The following is an 18138-nucleotide window of genomic DNA, read 5'->3' on the forward strand; positions in this document are numbered from 1 at the left end:
GCGGACGCCGTTCGTGCAGGCACACCGCCCTCGACGGCCTCGCTAGACTGGCACTGGTCAGGGTCGAGTGCCAGCAGCGTGGGAGGTGACAGCGTGATCGAGGACCGCCGGCTCAACGTCCTGCGAGCCATCGTCGAGGACTACGTCGCCACCCAGGAGCCCGTCGGCTCGAAGGCGCTGGTCGAGCGCCACCGCCTCGGCGTCTCGCCCGCCACGATCCGCAACGACATGGCCGCCCTGGAGGACGAGGGGTACCTCACCGCGCCGCACACCAGCGCCGGCCGGATCCCCACCGACAAGGGCTACCGGATGTTCGTCGACCGGCTCGCCGAGGTCAAGGCGCTGTCGGGCGCCGAGCGCCGCGCGATCGAGACCTTCCTGTCCGGCGCGATCGACGTCGACGACATCGTCATGCGCAGCGTGAAGATCCTCGCCCAGCTGACCAACCAGGTCGCGATCGTGCAGTACCCGTCGCTGACCCGGTCGACGGTGCGCCACGTCGAGCTCGTCGCGCTCGAGGGCTCGCGCGTGCTGATCGTGGTCATCACCAGCAGCGGCCGCGTCGAGCAGCGCATCGTCGAGCTCGCCCAGACCCCCGGCGAGGGCCTGTTGGGCGACCTCAAGTCGCGCCTCGTGCGGGCCACCCTCGGCGAGCGCCTGCCCGAGGCCTCGCTGCGCCTGGCCGAGCTGATCGACACGTTCGAGGTCGACGACCGCCCCGTCGTCTCCGCGATCGTCACCACGCTGGCCAACACGTTCTCCAACGAGCGGTCCGACGAGCGCGTCGCGGTCGGTGGCACCGCCAACCTGGCCCGCTTCGGCGCCGACTTCGACACCGCCATCCGGCCCGTGCTGGAGGCGATGGAGGAGCAGGTCGTGCTGCTGCACCTGTTGGGGGAGGCCACGGTCGGCCCACACGTGCGGATCGGCCGCGAGACCGGACGCGACGACCTGTCGGGCACGGCCGTCGTCTCCAGCACCTACGGACCCGACGGGGAGTCCTTCGCCCAGCTGGGCACGATGGGGCCGACCCGCATGGACTACCCCGCCACGATGGCCGCCGTCGGCGCCGTCGCCCGCTACGTCGGGCGAATCCTCGCCGACGGCTGAGCGCTCCACCTCGGACTGCGAAAGAGAAGAGATCTTGGACTACTACGAACTGCTGGGCGTGTCGCGCGAGGCGACCCCGGAGGAGCTGAAGAAGGCCTACCGCAAGGCGGCCCGCAAGTGGCACCCCGACGTGAGCGACGCCCCCGACGCCGCCGAGCGCTTCAAGGAGGTCACGACCGCCTACGAGGTGCTGTCCGACCCCCAGAAGCGGTCGATCTACGACCGCGGCGGCGACCCGCTGTCGGCCGGCGGCGGCATGGGCGGCGGCTTCGGCCAGGGCTTCAGCTTCGACGACATCATGGACGCGTTCTTCGGCCAGACGTCGTCGCGCGGCCCGCGCCCGCGCACCCAGCGTGGCCAGGACGCGCTGCTGCGCCTCTCGGTCAGCCTCGCCGAGGCGGCGTTCGGCGTCCAGCGCGAGATCAAGGTCGACACCGCGGTCACGTGCGAGGTCTGCGACGGCTCCGGCGCGAACGCCGGCTCCGAGCCGGTCACGTGCGGCACCTGCCACGGTCACGGCAGCGTCCACCACGTCCAGCGCTCGCTGCTCGGCGACATCCGCACCTCGCGCCCCTGCCCCACCTGCCACGGCTACGGCACCGTCATCCCCGACCCCTGCCGCGAGTGCAACGGCGAGGGCCGGGTCCGCTCGCGCCGCAGCCTGCAGGTCAACGTGCCGGCCGGTGTCGACGACGGCAACCGGATCCAGCTCGCGGGCGAGGGCGAGGTCGGCGCCGGGGGAGGCCCCGCCGGTGACCTCTACATCGAGATCAAGGTGGCGCGTCACCCCGTCTTCACGCGTCAGGGCGACGCGCTGGCCTGCCAGATCACGGTGCCGATGACGGCCGCCGCGCTCGGCACCCGCATCGACCTGCCCACGATCGACGCCGACCGCGAGGACGTCGAGGCCGACCAGCGGACCGTCGCGATCGAGGTGCCCGCCGGCACGCAGTCGGGCGAGACCGTCGTGGCGCGCGGCCACGGCGTCCCGCGCCTGCGTGGCTCGGGACGCGGCGACCTCACGGTGCAGGTCGTGGTGGAGACGCCGCGCGACCTCGACGCCGAGCAGCGCGAGCTGCTGGAGAAGCTGGCCGCGTCCCGCGGCGAGGAGCACGTCGACCCGGTCGTGGGTCACCACTCCCGCTCCGGCGTCTTCGGCCGCATCCGCGACGCCTTCAAGTAGGCCGCGGCGGGTCGCTAGAGTCGCCCCATGGCTGCTGACTGCATCTTCTGCAAGATCGTCGCCGGGGAGATCCCGGCCGAGATCGTCGCCGAGTCCGAGCACACGATCGCGTTCCGCGACATCAACCCGAAGGCGCCCGTCCACGTGCTCGTGGTGCCGAAGGTCCACGAGCCCGACGCGGCCTCGCTCGCCTCGGCCGAGCCGGCCGTCGCGGCCGAGCTCCTCGCGCAGACGCGTGTGGTGGCCACGCAGGAGGGGTACGAGGACTACAACCTGGTGTTCAACACCGGGGCGAACGCGGGACAGACCGTCTTCCACGCGCACGTGCACCTGCTCGCAGGCGTCGACGTCTCGAAGCTGTTCCTGGCCTGACGCTACGCTGGAGGGGTATGACTGACGACACTGCACCGCCGCGGCACACGGTGACGATTCCCGCATCCGTGCCCCTGGTCTCCCTGTTCGGGCCCGCCGACGAGTTCCTGCGTCTCATGGAGGCGGCGTTCGACGCCCGGATCCATGCCCGCGGCAACGAGGTCACGATCACGGGCGAGCCCGCCGAGGCCGCCCTCGTGGAGCGACTCCTCGACGAGCTCGTCACGATCCTGCGCACCGGGCAGGCGCTCACGTCCGAGACGGTCGAGCGCAGCATCGGCATGCTGCGCACCGAGACGCAGGAGCGCCCGGCCGACGTGCTGAGCCTCAACATCCTGTCGAACCGTGGCCGCACGATCCGCCCCAAGACGCTCAACCAGAAGAAGTACGTCGACGCGATCGACGAGCACACGATCGTCTTCGGCATCGGTCCCGCCGGCACCGGCAAGACCTACCTCGCGATGGCCAAGGCCGTGCAGGCGCTGCAGGCCAAGGAGGTCACCCGCATCATCCTGACCCGGCCCGCGGTCGAGGCCGGCGAGCGGCTGGGCTACCTGCCGGGCACCCTCAGCGAGAAGATCGACCCGTACCTGCGTCCGCTGTACGACGCGCTGCACGACATGCTCGATCCCGAGTCGATCCCCAAGCTGCTGACGTCGGGCGTCATCGAGGTCGCGCCGCTGGCCTACATGCGCGGCCGCACGCTCAACGACGCGTTCATCATCCTCGACGAGGCGCAGAACACCACCGCCGAGCAGATGAAGATGTTCCTCACCCGCCTGGGCTTCGGCTCGAAGATGGTCGTCACGGGCGACGTCACGCAGGTCGACCTGCCCGGTGGCGCCACCAGCGGCCTGCGCGTGGTGCAGCAGATCCTCGACGACGTGCGCGACGTGCACTTCAGCCGGCTCACCAGCCACGACGTCGTCCGCCACAAGCTGGTCGGCCGCATCGTCGCCGCCTACGACCAGTACGAGGCGAACGGTCGCGGACGCGCCGACGCCGCCGGGGGAGCGCATGACCGTCGACGTCCTCAATGAGTCCGGGGTCGACGACGTCGACGTCGCGGCCCTCACCTCGCTGTGCCGGTTCGTCATGCGCCGCATGCGCCTGCACCCGCAGACCGAGATGACGCTGCGCCTCGTCGACGTCGACACGATCGCCGTGCTCAACGCGCAGTGGATGGGCAAGAAGGGCCCCACCGACGTGCTCTCGTTCCCCATGGACGAGCTGACGCCGGGCCGCGACGACGAGGAGCGCGACGCGGGCTACCTCGGCGACATCGCGCTGTGTCCTCAGGTCGCCGAGCAGCAGGCCCCGGCCGCCGGTCACGACCGCGACGACGAGATGGCGCTGCTCACCGTCCACGGCATCCTGCACCTGCTGGGCTACGACCACGCCGAGCCCGAGGAGCACGCCGAGATGTTCGGCATCCAGGGCCGCCTGCTGCTCGAGTGGGCCGACCCGGCCCTCCGGGAGAGCTGAGATGAGTGGTCCAGCCATAGCCCTGGCCGTCTTCCTCGTGGTGCTGGCCGGCGTGCTGGTGGCGGTGGAGGCGGCCCTCTCCACGTTCTCGCGCGCCCGCGCCGACGAGCTCACCGAGGCGGGCGTCGGCGGCGCCAAGCGCCTCGCGCGGATCCTCGAGGACCCGGCGCCCTACCTGAACTCCGTGCTGCTCCTGCGCATGCTGGCCGAGACCACGGGCATCGTGCTCGTCGCGGCGATCGTCGCCGACGAGGTCGAGGGCTACTGGCAGAACGTCCTCATCGCCGCCGGTCTCATGTCGGTGGTGTCGTTCGTCGTCATCGGCGTCGCGCCGCGCACGCTGGGCCGGCAGCACTCCGAGAGCATCGCCGTGGCATCCGCCGCGCCGGTGATCTGGCTGACCGTGCTGCTGGGTCCCGTCCCGCGGCTGCTGATCCTGCTGGGCAACGCGCTCACCCCGGGCCGCGGCTTCGCCGAGGGCCCGTTCGCGTCGGAGGTCGAGGTCCGCGAGCTCGTCGACCTCGCCGCCGCCAGCTCGGTGATCGAGTCCGACGAGTCCAAGATGATCCAGTCCGTGTTCGAGCTGGGCGACACGATCGTCCGCGAGGTCATGGTGCCGCGCCCCGACCTGGTCTACATCGAGAAGCACAAGACGCTGCGCCAGGCGATGTCGCTGGGCCTGCGCAGCGGCTACTCGCGCATCCCCGTGATCGGCGAGAACCTCGACGACGTCATCGGCATGGCGTACCTCAAGGACGTCACGAAGCGCGTCTTCGACAACCACGCGGCCGAGACCACCGAGAAGGTCGACTCGATCTGCCGCCCGTGCGTCTACGTGCCCGACACCAAGCACGCCGACGACCTGCTGCGCGAGATGCAGGCGCAGCGCACCCACGTGGCGATCGTGATCGACGAGTTCGGCGGCACCGCCGGCATGGTGACGATCGAGGACATCCTCGAGGAGATCGTCGGCGAGATCACCGACGAGTACGACGACGAGCCCGATGAGCGCGAGCAGCTGTCCGACGGCGCCTGGCGCGTCAGCGCCCGCTTCGACGTCGACGACCTCGAGGAGCTCTTCGGCATCCCCGTCGAGGACGAGGACGTCGACTCCGTGGGCGGCCTCATGGCCAAGCACCTCGGCACCGTCCCGATCCCGGGCTCGGTCGTCGAGGTCGACGGCCTGCGCCTCGAGGCCCAGGCGCCCCAGGGCCGCCGCAACCGCATCGGCCGCGTCGTCGTCTCGCGCGTCGAGCCGCTGGACGTCACCGCCGAGGCCTGAGCCCGGCCGGTACATTCGTCGCATGGACCTGACCTCCGAGGACGCGAAGCTCGTGACGCTCGCCCGGACCTCTCGTGCCCGTCTCGGAGTGGCCCAGGGGGCCGCCGTGCGTGACCTCGACGGCCGCACCTACGCCGCTGCCACCGTCCACCTCGACACGCTGCGGGTGTCCGCGCTCGACCTCGCCGTCGCGATGGCCGTCTCGTCGGGCGCGAAGGGCCTGGAGGCCGCCGCGCTGGTCACCGAGGGCGACGTCCCGGTCGGGCTGGACTCGGTGATCGAGTTCGGCGGCGCCGGCGTCACCGTCGTGGTCGCCGATCCGGCGGGCGCCGTCGACACGGTGCTGTCGACATGAGCCAGTTCCGCTCCGGCTTCGCCTGCTTCGTCGGCCGGCCCAACGCCGGCAAGTCCACGCTGACCAACGCCCTCGTGGGCGGCAAGGTCGCGATCACGTCCTCGCGCCCCCAGACCACGCGCCACGTCATCCGTGGCCTCGTCCACCGCGAGGACGCCCAGCTCGTCCTCGTCGACACCCCCGGCCTGCACAAGCCCCGCACCCTGCTGGGACAGCGCCTCAACGACCTGGTCCGCACCACGTGGGCCGAGGTCGACACCGTGGGCATGTGCCTGCCGGCCAACGAGAAGATCGGCCCGGGCGACCGCTTCCTCATCAAGGAGATCGCGGCGCTGCGCCGCAAGCCGGTCATCGCGATCGCCACGAAGACCGACCTCGTGACTCCCGCCCGCCTCGCCGAGCACCTGACCGAGATCGCCGCCGCCGGCGCTGAAGCGGGCCTGTCCTGGCACGAGGTCGTGCCGGTGTCCGCCGTCTCCGGCGAGCAGGTCGAGCTGCTGGGCTCGCTCCTCATCGACACGCTCCCCGAGGGGCCGCCGCTGTATCCCGAGGGTCAGCTCACGGACGAGCCCGAGGAGACGCTGATCGCCGAGATCATCCGCGAGTCCGCGCTCGAGGGAGTCCACGACGAGCTGCCGCACTCGCTGGCGGTCGTGGTCGAGGAGGTCGTGCCTCGCGAGGACCGTCCCGCCGAGAAGCCGCTGCTCGACGTGCGCGCCAACGTGTACGTGGAGCGCGACAGCCAGAAGGGCATCATCATCGGCAAGAAGGGCGCCCGCCTCAAGCAGATCGGCATCGACTCGCGCTCGCAGATCGAGCGGCTGCTGGGCACGCCCGTGCACCTCGACCTGCACGTCAAGGTGGCCAAGGACTGGCAGCGCGACCCGCGCCAGCTGCGCAAGCTCGGCTTCTAGGCCACGCGGTACCGCTCGACGTGGGCCATCGGCCCGTCGAGGTGACGGTCGTCGAGGTGTCCGTGGGACTTCATGTTGTGGTGCCGTCGGCACAGGCAGCGCAGGTTGTCGGCCGAGGTGGTGCCGCCCCGGTCGTAGGCGAGCTCGTGGTCGAGGTCGGTCGAGCCGGCAGGAGCCCGGCAGCCGACGACCCGGCAGGCGCCGTCCCTGAAGCGCAGGGCCTGCCGCAGTGACTCCGGGGGCCGGTAGGCCAGAACCGTCGAGTCGAGCACGGTGCCGGCCGCGTCGAGCACCAGCCGCCGCAGCACGGTGTGCTCGGACTGCGCCAGCTCGCGCACCCACGCGGCACCGACCGGTTCGCCGTCGAGAGTGAGGCCCGGGCCGTCCGTGAGCCCGATGAGGTCGGTGGCCGCGATGCTGATCGCGACCTCGGCGCGGACATCGGTCGCGGTGCCCTCACACGACGTGAGCCAGTGGGCTACGAGGTCGGCCTGCTTCTGGTCACGGGTGCGGCGGTCGCGCTCGCCCGTCTCGGGGTCGACGGCGGGCAGCGCCTTCGCCGCACGACGGAGGCGCTCGGCCACCACCACGGCCACGCCGGTGGGCAACAGCGCGTTCAGCCAGCTGGTGCCGTCGTCGAGGTGAGTGACGCTGACGCGACGCTCCTCCACGGCGCGTGCCGTCTCGTCCGCCACCTCGTCGGGCTCGAGCCGGGCGCGCAGGCGCCGCAGCCACGAGCGGAGCTCGCCGACCGTGTGCGTCTCGGCGTAGTCGACGGCGGAGGCGTCCACGGCAGCGACGGCCTCGGAGGTGCGCAGCCTCTCCACCGTGGCGGCGATCGCGCCCGCCTTCGCCGCGTCGATGTGACCGACCCGGAACGTGGCCCAGACGCGAGGCGTGTGGTCGCGCAGGGTGCGGGCGTCGTGCAGGATGCCCCACGCCCGCTGCTCGGAGATCGCCAGCTGCTGGGCCATGTCGAGCACCACGGCGCTGCGGCCGTGCTGCTTGCAGATCGACGGCTGGTCGGCTGCGTCGATGAGCTTCGTCGCGCGTTCGAAGTGGTTCAGAATGAGATTCCACGTGGCGTACTCGGCGCGGGCCTGCTCGCGGCGGACGTCGGCGAATGCCTCGTCGTCGGTGCGGGCCCTGAGCATGCCTCATCATAGAACAGGTGTTCGAACATGAAGTTAATTCACGCCGTCCTTCCCGCGATGCGAGACGGGTTCATCGACCGGGTGAGTGGGTGGACACGGCGTCGCTGAGTCGGTCGAGCAACTCGGAGTCGAGTCGCCAGCGCTGCCAGTACAGGGCTACGCGTGTCACCGATCGGCCGAGCCGGGTGAGCGTGCCGCCCTCGATGCCGGTGCGGGCCTGCGCCTCGGGGAGCAGCCCCCAGCCGAGCCCGGCCTCGATCGCGGCCCGGAAGTCGTCGGATGACGGGACCTCGTGGACGACGGGAGGCGCGACCTCGGTGTGGCGCCGAAGCTCCTCGTGCTGGAGCCGGTCCTTGGCGTTGAACACGACCATCGGCATGCCCGACCAGTCGGCTCGCCCCGAGCGAAGGAGCGACGGGTGGGCGACCGGCAGGTACCTCATCGCGCCGAGCGGGGTCACCGAGCAGCCCTGGACGGGGGAGGGGTCGCTGGTCACCGCGGCGACCACCTCGCCGCGCCGCAGCAGGTCGTGGCTGTGCCCCTCGTCCTCCACGCGCAGCCGCAGCGCGACACCCTCCCACGTGGCGATCTCGGCCAGCACGGGCCGGAACCACGTGGCCAGGGAGTCGGCGTTGATCGCCAGCGCGAGGTCGGTCGGGCCCTCGGTCAGCCCGTCCGTGAGTGCCTCTGCGAAGACGAGCTCGAGCTGGCGGCCGAGCCGCACGAGTGGGGCTCCCGCCTCGGTCGGCACGCAGGGCGTCCCGCGGCCCACGAGCACCCGGCCGACGGCGCTCTCGAGCGCACGGATGCGCTGGCTGACGGCGCTCGGGGTGACGTGAAGCCGCTCGGCCGCGGCCTCGAAGGAGCCGGTGTCGGCGATCGCCACGAGCGCCGACAGCTGGGCGGGGGAGAGGTCCATGGATCGAGTTAAGCACTCCTTCACCATGCGAAGAAAGATTCGTTGGACTTCACGACGTCACGGATCCTACGGTCGAATGGTGCTGAACGCCTTCGTGACCGGAATGATCACCGGCCTGTCCCTCATCGTCGTCATCGGCGCCCAGAACGCCTTCGTCCTGCGCCAGGGCATCCGGCGTGCCCACGTCGGCGCCGTCGTCGCCATCTGCGCGGTGTCGGACCTCGCGCTGATCCTCGCCGGCGTCGCGGGCATCGGGGCGATCATCGACCGCGCGGGCTGGCTCATCGACGTCGTCACGTGGCTCGGCGTGGCGTTCCTGGTCTGGTACGGCATCAGCTCGATCCGGCGCGCGTTCCGCCCCGAGCACCTGGACGCCGCCGGGCGCACCGCCGCCACCCTGCGTGCCGTGATCCTGCAGGTGCTGGCGCTCACTTGGCTCAACCCGCACGTCTACCTCGACACGGTGGTGCTGCTCGGCTCGATCGCCCAGACCCACGGCGACGACCGCTGGTGGTTCGGAGCGGGCGCCTCCGTCGGCAGCATCGTGTGGTTCTCGTCGCTGGGATTCGGGGCCACGCGCCTCGCGCCCCTGCTCGCGCGCCCCCGGGCGTGGCAGGTGCTCGACCTGGTCATCGGCCTCGTGATGTTCGTGATCGCGGCGTCACTGGTCTGGTGACTCACGAGGACATCCCGCACGATGGAGGGGTGGACCCCGTCGAGGCGCTGCGCGAGACCGCGTTCTGGCTCGAGCGCGAGCGTGCGTCGACCTACCGGGTCGAGGCCTTCCGCAAGGCCGCCGCGGCACTCGCCGACCTGACCCCCGACGAGGTCGTCGAGCGTGCCGGGAACGGTTCGCTGGGTCGGATGAAGGGCCTCGGCCCCCGCACGACCACGGTCGTCGAGCAGGCGCTGTCGGGCGACGTGCCGGAGTACCTCTCCGACCTCCGCGCGCGCAACACCGGACCTCTCGCCGAGGCCGGGGCCGAGCTCCGGGCCCTGCTGCGGGGCGACCTGCACAGCCACTCCGACTGGTCCGACGGTGGGAGCCCGATCGAGGAGATGGCGCGCGCGGCGGTCTGGCGCGGCCGCGAGTACCAGGCCATCACCGACCACTCGCCCCGGCTCACGGTCGCCAACGGGCTGAGCCGCGAGCGTCTCGAGGTGCAGCTCGAGGTCGTCGCCGACGTGAACGACCAGTTCCCCGACGTCACGCTGCTGACGGGCATCGAGGTCGACATCCTCGACGACGGCGCGCTCGACCAGGACGACGACCTCCTCGGTCGCCTCGACGTGGTGGTGGCGAGCGTCCACTCGAAGCTGCGCATGGACGCCCCGGCGATGACGCGGCGCATGGTCGCCGCGGTCTCGAACCCGCACACCGACGTGCTGGGGCACTGCACCGGCCGCCTCGTCGAGGGCTCGCGTGGCACCCGGAAGCAGTCCCAGTTCGACCCCGATCAGGTCTTCCGCGCGTGCGCCGAGCACGGCGTCGCCGTCGAGATCAACTCCCGCCCGGAGCGCCAGGACCCGCCGGACGAGCTGATCGACCTCGCGTACGACCTGGGCTGCCTGTTCGCGATCGACACGGACGCCCACGCGCCGGGCCAGCTGGACTTCCTCGACCACGGCGCCGCCCGCGCGGCCGATCGTGGCATCGACCCCGACCGGATCGTCACGACCTGGCCGCTCGACCGCCTGCGGGAGTGGCTACGACGCTAGCGAGCCGCAGGAGCCCGGATCAGGCCATGAGCAGCGCGGCGAGCGTGCCGCCGAGCTCGGTGGCCGCGTCGAGGTGCGGGTCGACATCGCCGGTGAAGACCAGCGGGGGAGCGGCCAGGGTCCACTGCAGTCCGGTCGTGATCGACTCCATCGCGCGCTCGGCGCCGATCGTGTCGTAGCCACCGCGGATCCAGTACGAGACGGGCCGCTTGGCGGTGGGCTCGCGCACGTCGTTGTAGACCGTGTCGAAGAAGTGCTTGAGGGCGCCCGAGATGTAGCCGAGGTTCGCCGACGTGCCCAGCACGTAGCCGTCGGCCGCCAGGACGTCCTCGACGGTGGCCTCGAGCGCGGAACGCACGACGACCTCGACGCCCTCGATCGCGTCGTCGCGCGCACCGGCCAGGACGGCGTCACCGAGGGTGGTCAGACGCGGGGTGGGACAGTGCTGAACGACGAGGAGGCGGGCCATGGCGTCACCGTAGCCGCCGGTCCGTTCGTTCGCGTGTCCGATATTGCTCGGTGTGCCTAGGATCAGGCCATGGACTTCGCCGCAGCAGCACAGGCCGTCCTCGACAACGTGGCCAAGGTCATCGACGGCAAGCAGCAGGCGATCGAGACTGCCCTCGTGGTGATGCTGGCCGAGGGCCACCTGCTCATCGAGGACGTCCCCGGAGTCGGCAAGACTGCGCTCGCCCGCGCCCTGGCCCGCTCGGTCGACGGCTCGGTGCGACGCATCCAGTTCACGCCCGACCTGCTCCCGTCCGACGTCACCGGCGTCTCGGTGTTCAACCAGGCCAGCGCGGAGTTCGAGTTCAAGCCCGGCGCCGTCTTCGCGAACCTCGTGGTCGGCGACGAGATCAACCGCGCCTCGCCCAAGACCCAGTCGGCGCTGCTGGAGTCGATGGAGGAGCGCCAGGTCTCGGTCGACGGCACCACCTACCCGCTGCCCCGCCCGTTCATGGTGGTGGCCACGCAGAACCCGTTCGAGATGGAGGGGACGTACGTCCTGCCGGAGGCGCAGCGCGACCGGTTCATGGCGCGCATCTCGCTCGGCTACCCCGACACCGACGCCGAGCTGGCGATGCTGCGCGACCGCGACACCCGCGACCCGGCGGCGCTGCTCGAGTCGGTGATCCTCGTCGACGACCTGCAGCAGATGATCGCGCACGCCCGCGGCATCCACGTGGCCGAGTCGGTCGAGCGCTACGTCGTCGCCCTGGCCCGCGCCACGCGCGAGTCGGGCGACCTCCGCCTGGGCGCCAGCCCGCGCGCCACGCTCCAGCTGGTGCGCGCCGCCAAGGCCCTCGCCGCCGTCCGCGACCGTGAGTTCGTCCTGCCGGACGACGTGGTCGAGCTCGCGCCCCTCGTGCTGACCCACCGCCTGGTCCCGCTGCGTGGTGGCGGGAGCTCCGACGAGATCGTGTCGGACATCCTGCGCAGGGTCCCGGTCTGACCATGTGGCTCACCGGACGGTCCATCGCGTTGATCGCGGCCGCTGCGGTGAGCCTCGCCCTGGCCGCCCTCGTCGGCATCCCCGCGCTCCTCTACGTCACGGGACTGTGCGCCGGGCTCGTCGCCGTCGCGGTGGTCCTCGCCGTGCTGGCCCGGCCGAGGCTCGTGCTCACCCGCACCGTGACGCCCGCGATCGTCGAGCCCGACGAGCCGGTCGAGGTCGTGCTGGACGTCGGCGTCGTCTCGGGCGTGCCGGTCGTCGCGGGTCACTGGCGCGACCGCCTGCCCAGCACCGTGCTCGGCACGGCCACCGGCACGGTCCCCGTCACCGGCGAGCCACGCGCCCGGGTGGAGTACGTCGTCACCGGGCGCCGTCGCGGGAGTCACGAGCTCGGCCCGTTCTCGGTCTCGGTGGGCGACGCCTTCGGGCTGGTGCAGCGCTCCCTCGTCGCGGGCGGCCGCGACCGCTTCATCGTGCTGCCGCGTCGTCACTCGCTCGACGTGCGGGTGGGCCCGGCCGGCGCCACCGACGGGGCCACGCGGCTGCACCCGACCTCGGGCCTGGGGCAGGACGACGTCATCGCGCGCCCCTACCTGCCGGGCGACGCCCTGAAGCGCTGGCACTGGAAGGCCACCGCCCACCACGGCGAGCCGATGGTGCGGCAGGAGGAGTCCGAGCTGCGGCCCACCGTCCTGGTCGTCCTCGACGCCGACCCGCGCGTCCACGACCACGCCGGCTTCGAGTGGAGCGTCTCGGCCGCCGCCTCGGTCGTCGCCCACTACGGGGGACGCGGCTTCGACGTCGACCTCGCCACCGGCGCCCAGCAGGTGTCGCTCGAGTCCGGCCACGGTCTGCAGGACGCCCTCGTGGTGCTGGCGCTCGCCGAGCCCGACTCCTCGCCCCTGATCATCCCGGCGCGCGAGCGCACCACCTTCGTCATGACCGGCTCGCTCGACTCCACCTCGGCTGCTCGCCTGCTCCAGGCCGTGCCGTCGCGCGACACGATCGCGTTCGTCGCCCGCGGCACCTCCGAGGACGCCCACGGCGCCCTCGCCGCGGCCGGCTGGCACGTCGTCGTCCGCGACTCGAACGAGGACCTGGAGGCCGCATGGGCCGCGGCGACGGGGGTGCCGGCGTGAGGCGCGACCGCGGCGACGAGCTCAACGACACGCTGGTGGTGCTGGGCGCGACGGCCGTGCTGCTCGGTGGCTTCGCGCCCTTGTTCGACGGCCTGCGCTGGATGGTCGTGGTGCTGTCGCTCATGGTCTCCGTCGCGGCGGTGACCGCCGTGGTCCGCCTCTTCGCGCCCACGTGGGCCACGCCCGCCGGCGCCCTGGCCGCGGTGCTCGGGCTGGTGTGGATGTTCGTTCCCGGCACCACCGTCCTCGGCATCCCCACGCCGTCCTCGTTCGTCGAGCTGGCGTCCATGCTCGGCGATGCCCGGACCACGATCGTGGAGGAGGTCGCGCCGATCCTGCCGCCCGACTCGGTGGTGCTGCTCGTCGCGATCGCGTACCTCGTGATCTTCGTGCTGTCCGACGCCGTGGCCCGCCAGGCGTGGCGTGTGCCGCTTCTCGGGCTGCTGTGGGCGACGATGCTCGTCGTCCCCAGCGTCATCGCGATGGAGATGCCCCCGTGGTGGCTGTTCGCCGGCACGGCCGTGGCGTGGCTGTGGCTGTGGTGGTCGGAGTCCCCGCACGTCGGCGTCATCCCGAGCGGTGCCGCGGCCGTCACGGGCGTCGGCGCGGTGGCCGTCGCGCTGGTGGTGCCGGTCGTCGGGCCCGAGATCGACCCCACCTCGAGCGACTTCGGCGTCGCCGAGAGCCAGGTCTTCGGCACCGGCATCAACCCGATGATCGAGCTGGGCCGCAACCTGCGCCAGACCCAGCCCCGCCGCGTCCTGACGTACTCCACCGAGGGCACCACGGGCCAGTACCTCAAGGTCGCGACGCTGCGTCAGTTCAGCGGGCGTTCCTGGATCCCCAGTCCGGTCATGGGCGACCTCGACATCGAGGGCCTCGACGACCTCGACGAGACCATCACGTCCGAGGAGCGCACCACCAGCATCCGGATCGAGAGCCTGCGCTCGAGCCTGCTGCCGGTGCCGTACCCGGCCACCAGCATCAAGGGCCTCGAGGGTGACTGGCAGTGGCTGCGCGACGGCAGCACCGTGCGGGCCCAGGGTCGCACCACGACCGAGGACCAGAGCTACACCGTGACGAGCCTGGACCGGCTGCCCACGGCCGACCAGGTCCGCGACGCCGGCGACGCGGGACGGTCGCTCGACTCGTACCGCTCGCTGCCGGACGACGTGCCCGAGCTGGTCACGCGGCTGGCCCGCGAGCGCGCCGGCGACGCGGACAACGACTACGACCGCATGCTGGCGCTCCAGGACTGGCTGCGCACCGACTTCTCGTACTCGGTCGAGGCGCCGGTGGACGAGGGCTACGACGGCAACGGGCTCGACGTCATGGAGGAGTTCCTGGAGAAGCAGACCGGGTACTGCGTGCACTTCGCGTCCACCCTGGCCGTGATGGGTCGCGTGCTCGACGTGCCCACGCGCGTCGCGGTCGGCTACGCGCCGGGCGACAGCCTCTTGGGCCGTTCGGTCGACGAGTCGACGTTCGGCGTCGACTCCGACGACCTGCACGCCTGGACCGAGGTGTACTTCCGCGACATCGGCTGGATCCCCTTCGACGCGACGCCGGGCATCGGCGAGGCCACCGAGTTCGCCGAGGAGGTCGAGTCGAGCGGCGGTTCGGACGCCGACTCCGAGGTTCCCGAGGCGAGCGGCCAGAACGGGCGGACCCTCGACCCGCAGGACGAGCAGTCCGCGCAGCAGTCCGCCGGCGAGACGGGCCCCACGTGGCGGCCCGCCCTGCTGGCGCTGCTCACGGTGTCCGTGCTCGGCGCGGTTCCCGCGCTGGTCCGCCAGGTGCGTCGCCGTCGCCGGTGGAGCGCGGGCAAGCGATCCAGCGAGCCGCTGTGGAGCGAGGTCTCCGACACCGCGCGCGACCTCGGCATCGGCCTCGACCCCACCGAGACACCGCGGGTGTTCGCGGGCCGGCTCGAGTCCCACGGCGTCGCGGGGTCCGACCTCGACGGGCTCGTCGCCCAGGTCGAGCGCGACCGCTACGCCGGGACCGGACCGGGCACGGCTCGGGTCGAGGAGGCGCAGCGCGTCGTGGAGTCGCTGCAGGCCGCCAGCAGCCGCAAGGCGCGCTGGTGGGCGCGGCTCGCGCCGCGGTCGCTGCTCAGGTGACGGGCTCGAGCCACACCGAGGTGTCGGGCCCCTTCGGCACGATCTGCGTCGGGTTGATGTCGGTCTGCACCACGTAGTAGTGCTGCTTGATCTGCTCGAAGTCGGTGTTGCCGCCGAACGCGGGGTGTGCGTAGAGGTCGCGGGCGTAGCGCCACAGGTGCGGCATCTCGGTGAGCTGGTTGCGGTTGCACTTGAAGTGACCGTGGTAGACGGCGTCGAAGCGCGCGAGCGTGGTGAACAGGCGCACGTCGGCCTCGGTGATCGCGTCGCCCATGAGATAGCGACGGTCGGAAAGGCGGTGCTCGAGCCAGTCCATCGTGCTCCAGAGCCGGTCGTAGGCCGCGTCGTACGCCTCCTGCGACCCGGCGAAGCCGCACCGGTAGACGCCGTTGTTCACCTCGGTGAACACGCGCTCCATGACGTCCTCCATCTCGTCGCGCACGGCGGCGGGCCAGAGGTCGGGGGCGTCGGGGGAGTGGTGCTCGCGCCACTCGAAGAACAGGTCGTGGGTGATCCACGGGAAGTCGTTCGTGACGACCTGACCCGAGGCGACCTCGACCATCGCCGGCACGGTGATGCCGCGCGGGTAGTCGGGGTAGCGCGCGAAGTAGGCCTGCTGGAGCCGCTCGATGCCCAGGACGGGGTCGACGCCGCCGGGGTCGAGGTCGAAGGTCCAGCTGCGGGCGTCGTGGGTGGGGCCGGGGAGGCCCACGCTGATGACGTCCTGCAGTCCGAGCAGGTCGCGGACGATCAGGGCGCGGGTGGCCCAGGGGCACGCCTTCGCGGCGACGAGCCGGTAGCGGCCGGGCTCGACGGGCCACGTGGGCGCGTCGGCCACGGGCGGCTTGCCGGTGCCCGCGCGGTCATCCGCAGGGGCGCCGCCGTCGCGCGTGATGCGGTCGGGGATGTAGTTCATGTCGCGGTCGAAGGCCGAGCCGGCCTTCACGTACGAACCGGTCGTGGCGTGTGCGTCGTCGGCCATGCTCCCGACCCTAGCCACCCGGGACGATCCGCGCCGGGAACGGCCGGTGCTACGCTGGCCCCATCATGCGGATCGCGAACCTCCTCCTTCGCCGCCGCGTCGAGGTCCTCTGAAGGTCGGACCCCTCGGCGCGGAGTCAGTCATGGCCGGCCGCTGAATCGCTCGACGATCCCCGAGGAAGACCTCCCATGAAGAACAACCCTGTTTCCCCCCAGCAGCCCTCCGGCATGCCGTTCGGCCGCTACCAGCCCTTCACCCCGATCGACCTGCCCGACCGCACGTGGCCGGCCCAGCAGATCACGCAGGCCCCGCGCTGGCTCTCCACCGACCTGCGCGACGGCAACCAGGCCCTGATCGATCCCATGACCCCGGCCCGCAAGCGCCGCATGTTCGACCTGCTCGTGCGCATGGGCTACAAGGAGATCGAGGTCGGCTTCCCGTCGGCCAGCCAGACCGACTTCGACTTCGTCCGCTCGTTGATCGAGGGCGGCGCCGTCCCCGAGGACGTCACGATCTCGGTGCTGACGCAGGCCCGCGAGGACCTGATCGAGCGCACCGTCGAGTCGCTGGTGGGCGCCCCGCGCGCCAACGTGCACCTGTACAACGCGGTCGCTCCGCTGTTCCGCCGCGTCGTGTTCAACGTCGACCGCGACGAGTGCCGCGCCATCGCCACCCGGGGCACCGAGATGGTGATGAAGTACGCCGAGCAGCTGCTGGGCGACACCGCGTTCGGCTACCAGTACAGCCCCGAGATCTTCACGGGCGCCGAGCTGGAGTTCAGCCTCGAGGTCTGCGAGGCCGTCATGGACGTCTGGCAGCCCGAGGGCGACCGCGAGATCATCCTGAACCTGCCGGCCACCGTCGAGATGGCCACGCCGAACACGTACGCCGACCAGATCGAGTGGTTCAGCCGCAGCATCAGCCGTCGTGACGCCGTCGCGATCTCGCTGCACCCGCACAACGACCGCGGCACCGCCGTGGCCGCCACCGAGCTGGCGATGATGGCCGGCGCCGACCGCGTCGAGGGCTGCCTGTTCGGCCACGGCGAGCGCACCGGCAACGTCGACCTGGTGACGCTGGGCATGAACCTGTTCAGCCAGGGCATCGACCCGCAGATCGACTTCTCCGACATCGACGAGGTCCGTCGCACGGTCGAGTACTGCACGAACCTGCCGGTCCACCCGCGCCACCCGTACGCGGGCGACCTGGTCTACACCGCGTTCAGCGGCTCGCACCAGGACGCGATCAAGAAGGGCCTGGAGGATCTCGACCGCCAGGCCGCCGCGCAGGGCGTCCCGGTCGCCGAGCTGCCGTGGGAGGCGCCCTACCTGCCGATCGACCCGCACGACGTCGGCCGCACGTACGAGGCCGTCATCCGCGTCAACAGCCAGTCCGGCAAGGGCGGCGTCGCGTACATCATGAAGACCGAGCACCAGCTCGACCTGCCGCGTCGCCTGCAGATCGAGTTCAGCCGCGCGATCCAGTCGATGAGCGAGGGCGAGGCCGGCGAGATCCAGCCCGACGAGATCTGGGGCGCGTTCACGCGCGAGTACCTGGAGCGCGACGAGCCGTACTCGCTGACGCGCTTCACCTCGGTCACCACCGAGGACGGTCGCGACGAGCAGGTCGTCGACCTCGTCGTCCGTGGCCAGGAGCGCTCGTTCAAGGGCGAGGGCAACGGTCCGGTCGCGGCCTTCGTCGACGGCATGCGTCAGGCCGGGGCCGACATCCGTGTCCTGGACTACAGCGAGCACGCGCTCAGCTCGGGCGGCGACGCGAAGGCCGCGGCCTACGTCGAGTGCGAGATCGCCGGCGAGGTCGTGTGGGGCGTCGGCATCCACGAGAACATCGTCACCGCGTCGCTGCGTGCCGTGGTGTGCGCCGCCAACCGCGCGGAGGCCACCACCATCCCGGTGGGCTGAGCGAGCAAGGTCCGACGTCGGGGTCG

18 protein-coding genes are annotated in these 18138 nt (G+C 71.6%); 14 read left to right on the forward strand and 4 right to left on the reverse strand.

The features are described from left to right. Positions 1-93: 93 nt before the first annotated feature. The 8 genes from hrcA to era are packed head-to-tail and all read left to right on the forward strand — an operon-like array spanning position 94 to position 6701. Positions 94-1110 carry a heat-inducible transcriptional repressor HrcA gene (gene hrcA, locus BJ975_RS03700; protein WP_179423760.1) on the forward strand — a complete coding sequence of 339 codons (1017 nt, stop codon included), beginning with the start codon at positions 94-96 and terminating at the stop codon, positions 1108-1110. 34 nt (positions 1111-1144) lie between these two features. Continuing rightward, a complete protein-coding gene (dnaJ, locus tag BJ975_RS03705) occupies positions 1145-2293 on the forward strand; it encodes a molecular chaperone DnaJ (protein WP_218845727.1) in 1149 nt (382 codons plus the stop codon). Positions 2294-2320: 27 nt separating this feature from the next. Beyond that, positions 2321-2665: a histidine triad nucleotide-binding protein gene (locus tag BJ975_RS03710; RefSeq protein ID WP_179423762.1), complete on the forward strand. Its 345-nt coding sequence runs from the start codon at positions 2321-2323 to the stop codon at positions 2663-2665. 17 nt (positions 2666-2682) lie between these two features. Then, entirely contained in the window at positions 2683-3705 is a 1023-nt protein-coding gene (locus tag BJ975_RS03715) for a PhoH family protein (RefSeq protein WP_179423764.1), read from the forward strand. Continuing rightward, positions 3683-4150 carry an rRNA maturation RNase YbeY gene (ybeY, locus tag BJ975_RS03720; protein ID WP_179423766.1) on the forward strand — a complete coding sequence of 156 codons (468 nt, stop codon included), beginning with the start codon at positions 3683-3685 and terminating at the stop codon, positions 4148-4150. Before BJ975_RS03715 ends, ybeY begins: the two co-directional genes overlap by 23 nt. A gap of 1 nt (position 4151) precedes the next feature. Beyond that, complete coding sequence (locus tag BJ975_RS03725) at positions 4152-5432, forward strand: hemolysin family protein (RefSeq protein WP_179423768.1); 1281 nt, start codon at positions 4152-4154, stop codon at positions 5430-5432. 22 nt (positions 5433-5454) lie between these two features. After that, positions 5455-5787, forward strand: coding sequence for a cytidine/deoxycytidylate deaminase family protein (locus BJ975_RS03730; protein ID WP_179423770.1), 333 nt, complete (start codon positions 5455-5457; stop codon positions 5785-5787). Beyond that, complete coding sequence (gene era / locus BJ975_RS03735; RefSeq protein ID WP_179423771.1) at positions 5784-6701, forward strand: GTPase Era; 918 nt, start codon at positions 5784-5786, stop codon at positions 6699-6701. Before BJ975_RS03730 ends, era begins: the two co-directional genes overlap by 4 nt. Here the strand turns inward: era and BJ975_RS03740 are convergent. After that, positions 6698-7855, reverse strand: coding sequence for an HNH endonuclease signature motif containing protein (locus tag BJ975_RS03740; RefSeq protein WP_179423773.1), 1158 nt, complete (start codon positions 7853-7855; stop codon positions 6698-6700). The two genes, era and BJ975_RS03740, sit on opposite strands and share 4 nt — an antisense overlap. Before the next feature lie 70 nt (positions 7856-7925). Beyond that, the gene (locus BJ975_RS03745) at positions 7926-8774 is read right to left on the reverse strand and encodes a LysR family transcriptional regulator ArgP (protein ID WP_179423775.1); all 849 of its coding nucleotides are present in this window, start codon (positions 8772-8774) and stop codon (positions 7926-7928) included. Between the two features lie 103 nt (positions 8775-8877). On the opposite strand from BJ975_RS03745, the gene BJ975_RS03750 reads away from it, so the two are divergent. Both BJ975_RS03750 and BJ975_RS03755 read left to right on the forward strand, forming a co-directional pair. Then, positions 8878-9450, forward strand: coding sequence for a LysE/ArgO family amino acid transporter (locus BJ975_RS03750; protein WP_233456622.1), 573 nt, complete (start codon positions 8878-8880; stop codon positions 9448-9450). A gap of 29 nt (positions 9451-9479) precedes the next feature. Then, on the forward strand, positions 9480-10493 hold the full coding sequence (locus tag BJ975_RS03755) for a PHP domain-containing protein (protein WP_179423779.1): 1014 nt from the start codon (positions 9480-9482) through the stop codon (positions 10491-10493). A gap of 19 nt (positions 10494-10512) precedes the next feature. On the opposite strand, the gene BJ975_RS03760 is transcribed toward BJ975_RS03755, so the two are convergent. Further along, positions 10513-10962 (reverse strand): flavodoxin family protein, encoded by a 450-nt coding sequence (locus BJ975_RS03760; RefSeq protein ID WP_179423781.1) that lies wholly within the window; start codon positions 10960-10962, stop codon positions 10513-10515. Between the two features lie 69 nt (positions 10963-11031). On the opposite strand from BJ975_RS03760, the gene BJ975_RS03765 reads away from it, so the two are divergent. Genes BJ975_RS03765 through BJ975_RS03775 form a run of 3 tightly spaced genes read left to right on the forward strand, consistent with a single transcriptional unit; the run spans position 11032 to position 15208 of the window. Then, the gene (locus BJ975_RS03765; protein WP_179423783.1) at positions 11032-11946 is read left to right on the forward strand and encodes an AAA family ATPase; all 915 of its coding nucleotides are present in this window, start codon (positions 11032-11034) and stop codon (positions 11944-11946) included. A gap of 2 nt (positions 11947-11948) precedes the next feature. Continuing rightward, entirely contained in the window at positions 11949-13085 is a 1137-nt protein-coding gene (locus BJ975_RS03770) for a DUF58 domain-containing protein (RefSeq protein ID WP_179423785.1), read from the forward strand. Next, entirely contained in the window at positions 13082-15208 is a 2127-nt protein-coding gene (locus BJ975_RS03775) for a transglutaminase TgpA family protein (protein WP_179423787.1), read from the forward strand. Before BJ975_RS03770 ends, BJ975_RS03775 begins: the two co-directional genes overlap by 4 nt. Here the strand turns inward: BJ975_RS03775 and BJ975_RS03780 are convergent. Next, positions 15201-16190 (reverse strand): glutathione S-transferase C-terminal domain-containing protein, encoded by a 990-nt coding sequence (locus BJ975_RS03780; protein WP_179423789.1) that lies wholly within the window; start codon positions 16188-16190, stop codon positions 15201-15203. The genes BJ975_RS03775 and BJ975_RS03780 overlap by 8 nt on opposite strands. 188 nt (positions 16191-16378) lie before the next feature. Here BJ975_RS03780 and leuA point away from each other — a divergent pair, with 188 nt between their 5' ends. Next, positions 16379-18112 (forward strand): 2-isopropylmalate synthase, encoded by a 1734-nt coding sequence (leuA, locus tag BJ975_RS03785; RefSeq protein WP_179423791.1) that lies wholly within the window; start codon positions 16379-16381, stop codon positions 18110-18112. The last annotated feature ends 26 nt before the right edge of the window (positions 18113-18138 follow it).

The sequence above is a fragment of the Aeromicrobium tamlense genome, assembly GCF_013408555.1.
Taxonomy (GTDB): domain Bacteria; phylum Actinomycetota; class Actinomycetes; order Propionibacteriales; family Nocardioidaceae; genus Aeromicrobium; species Aeromicrobium tamlense.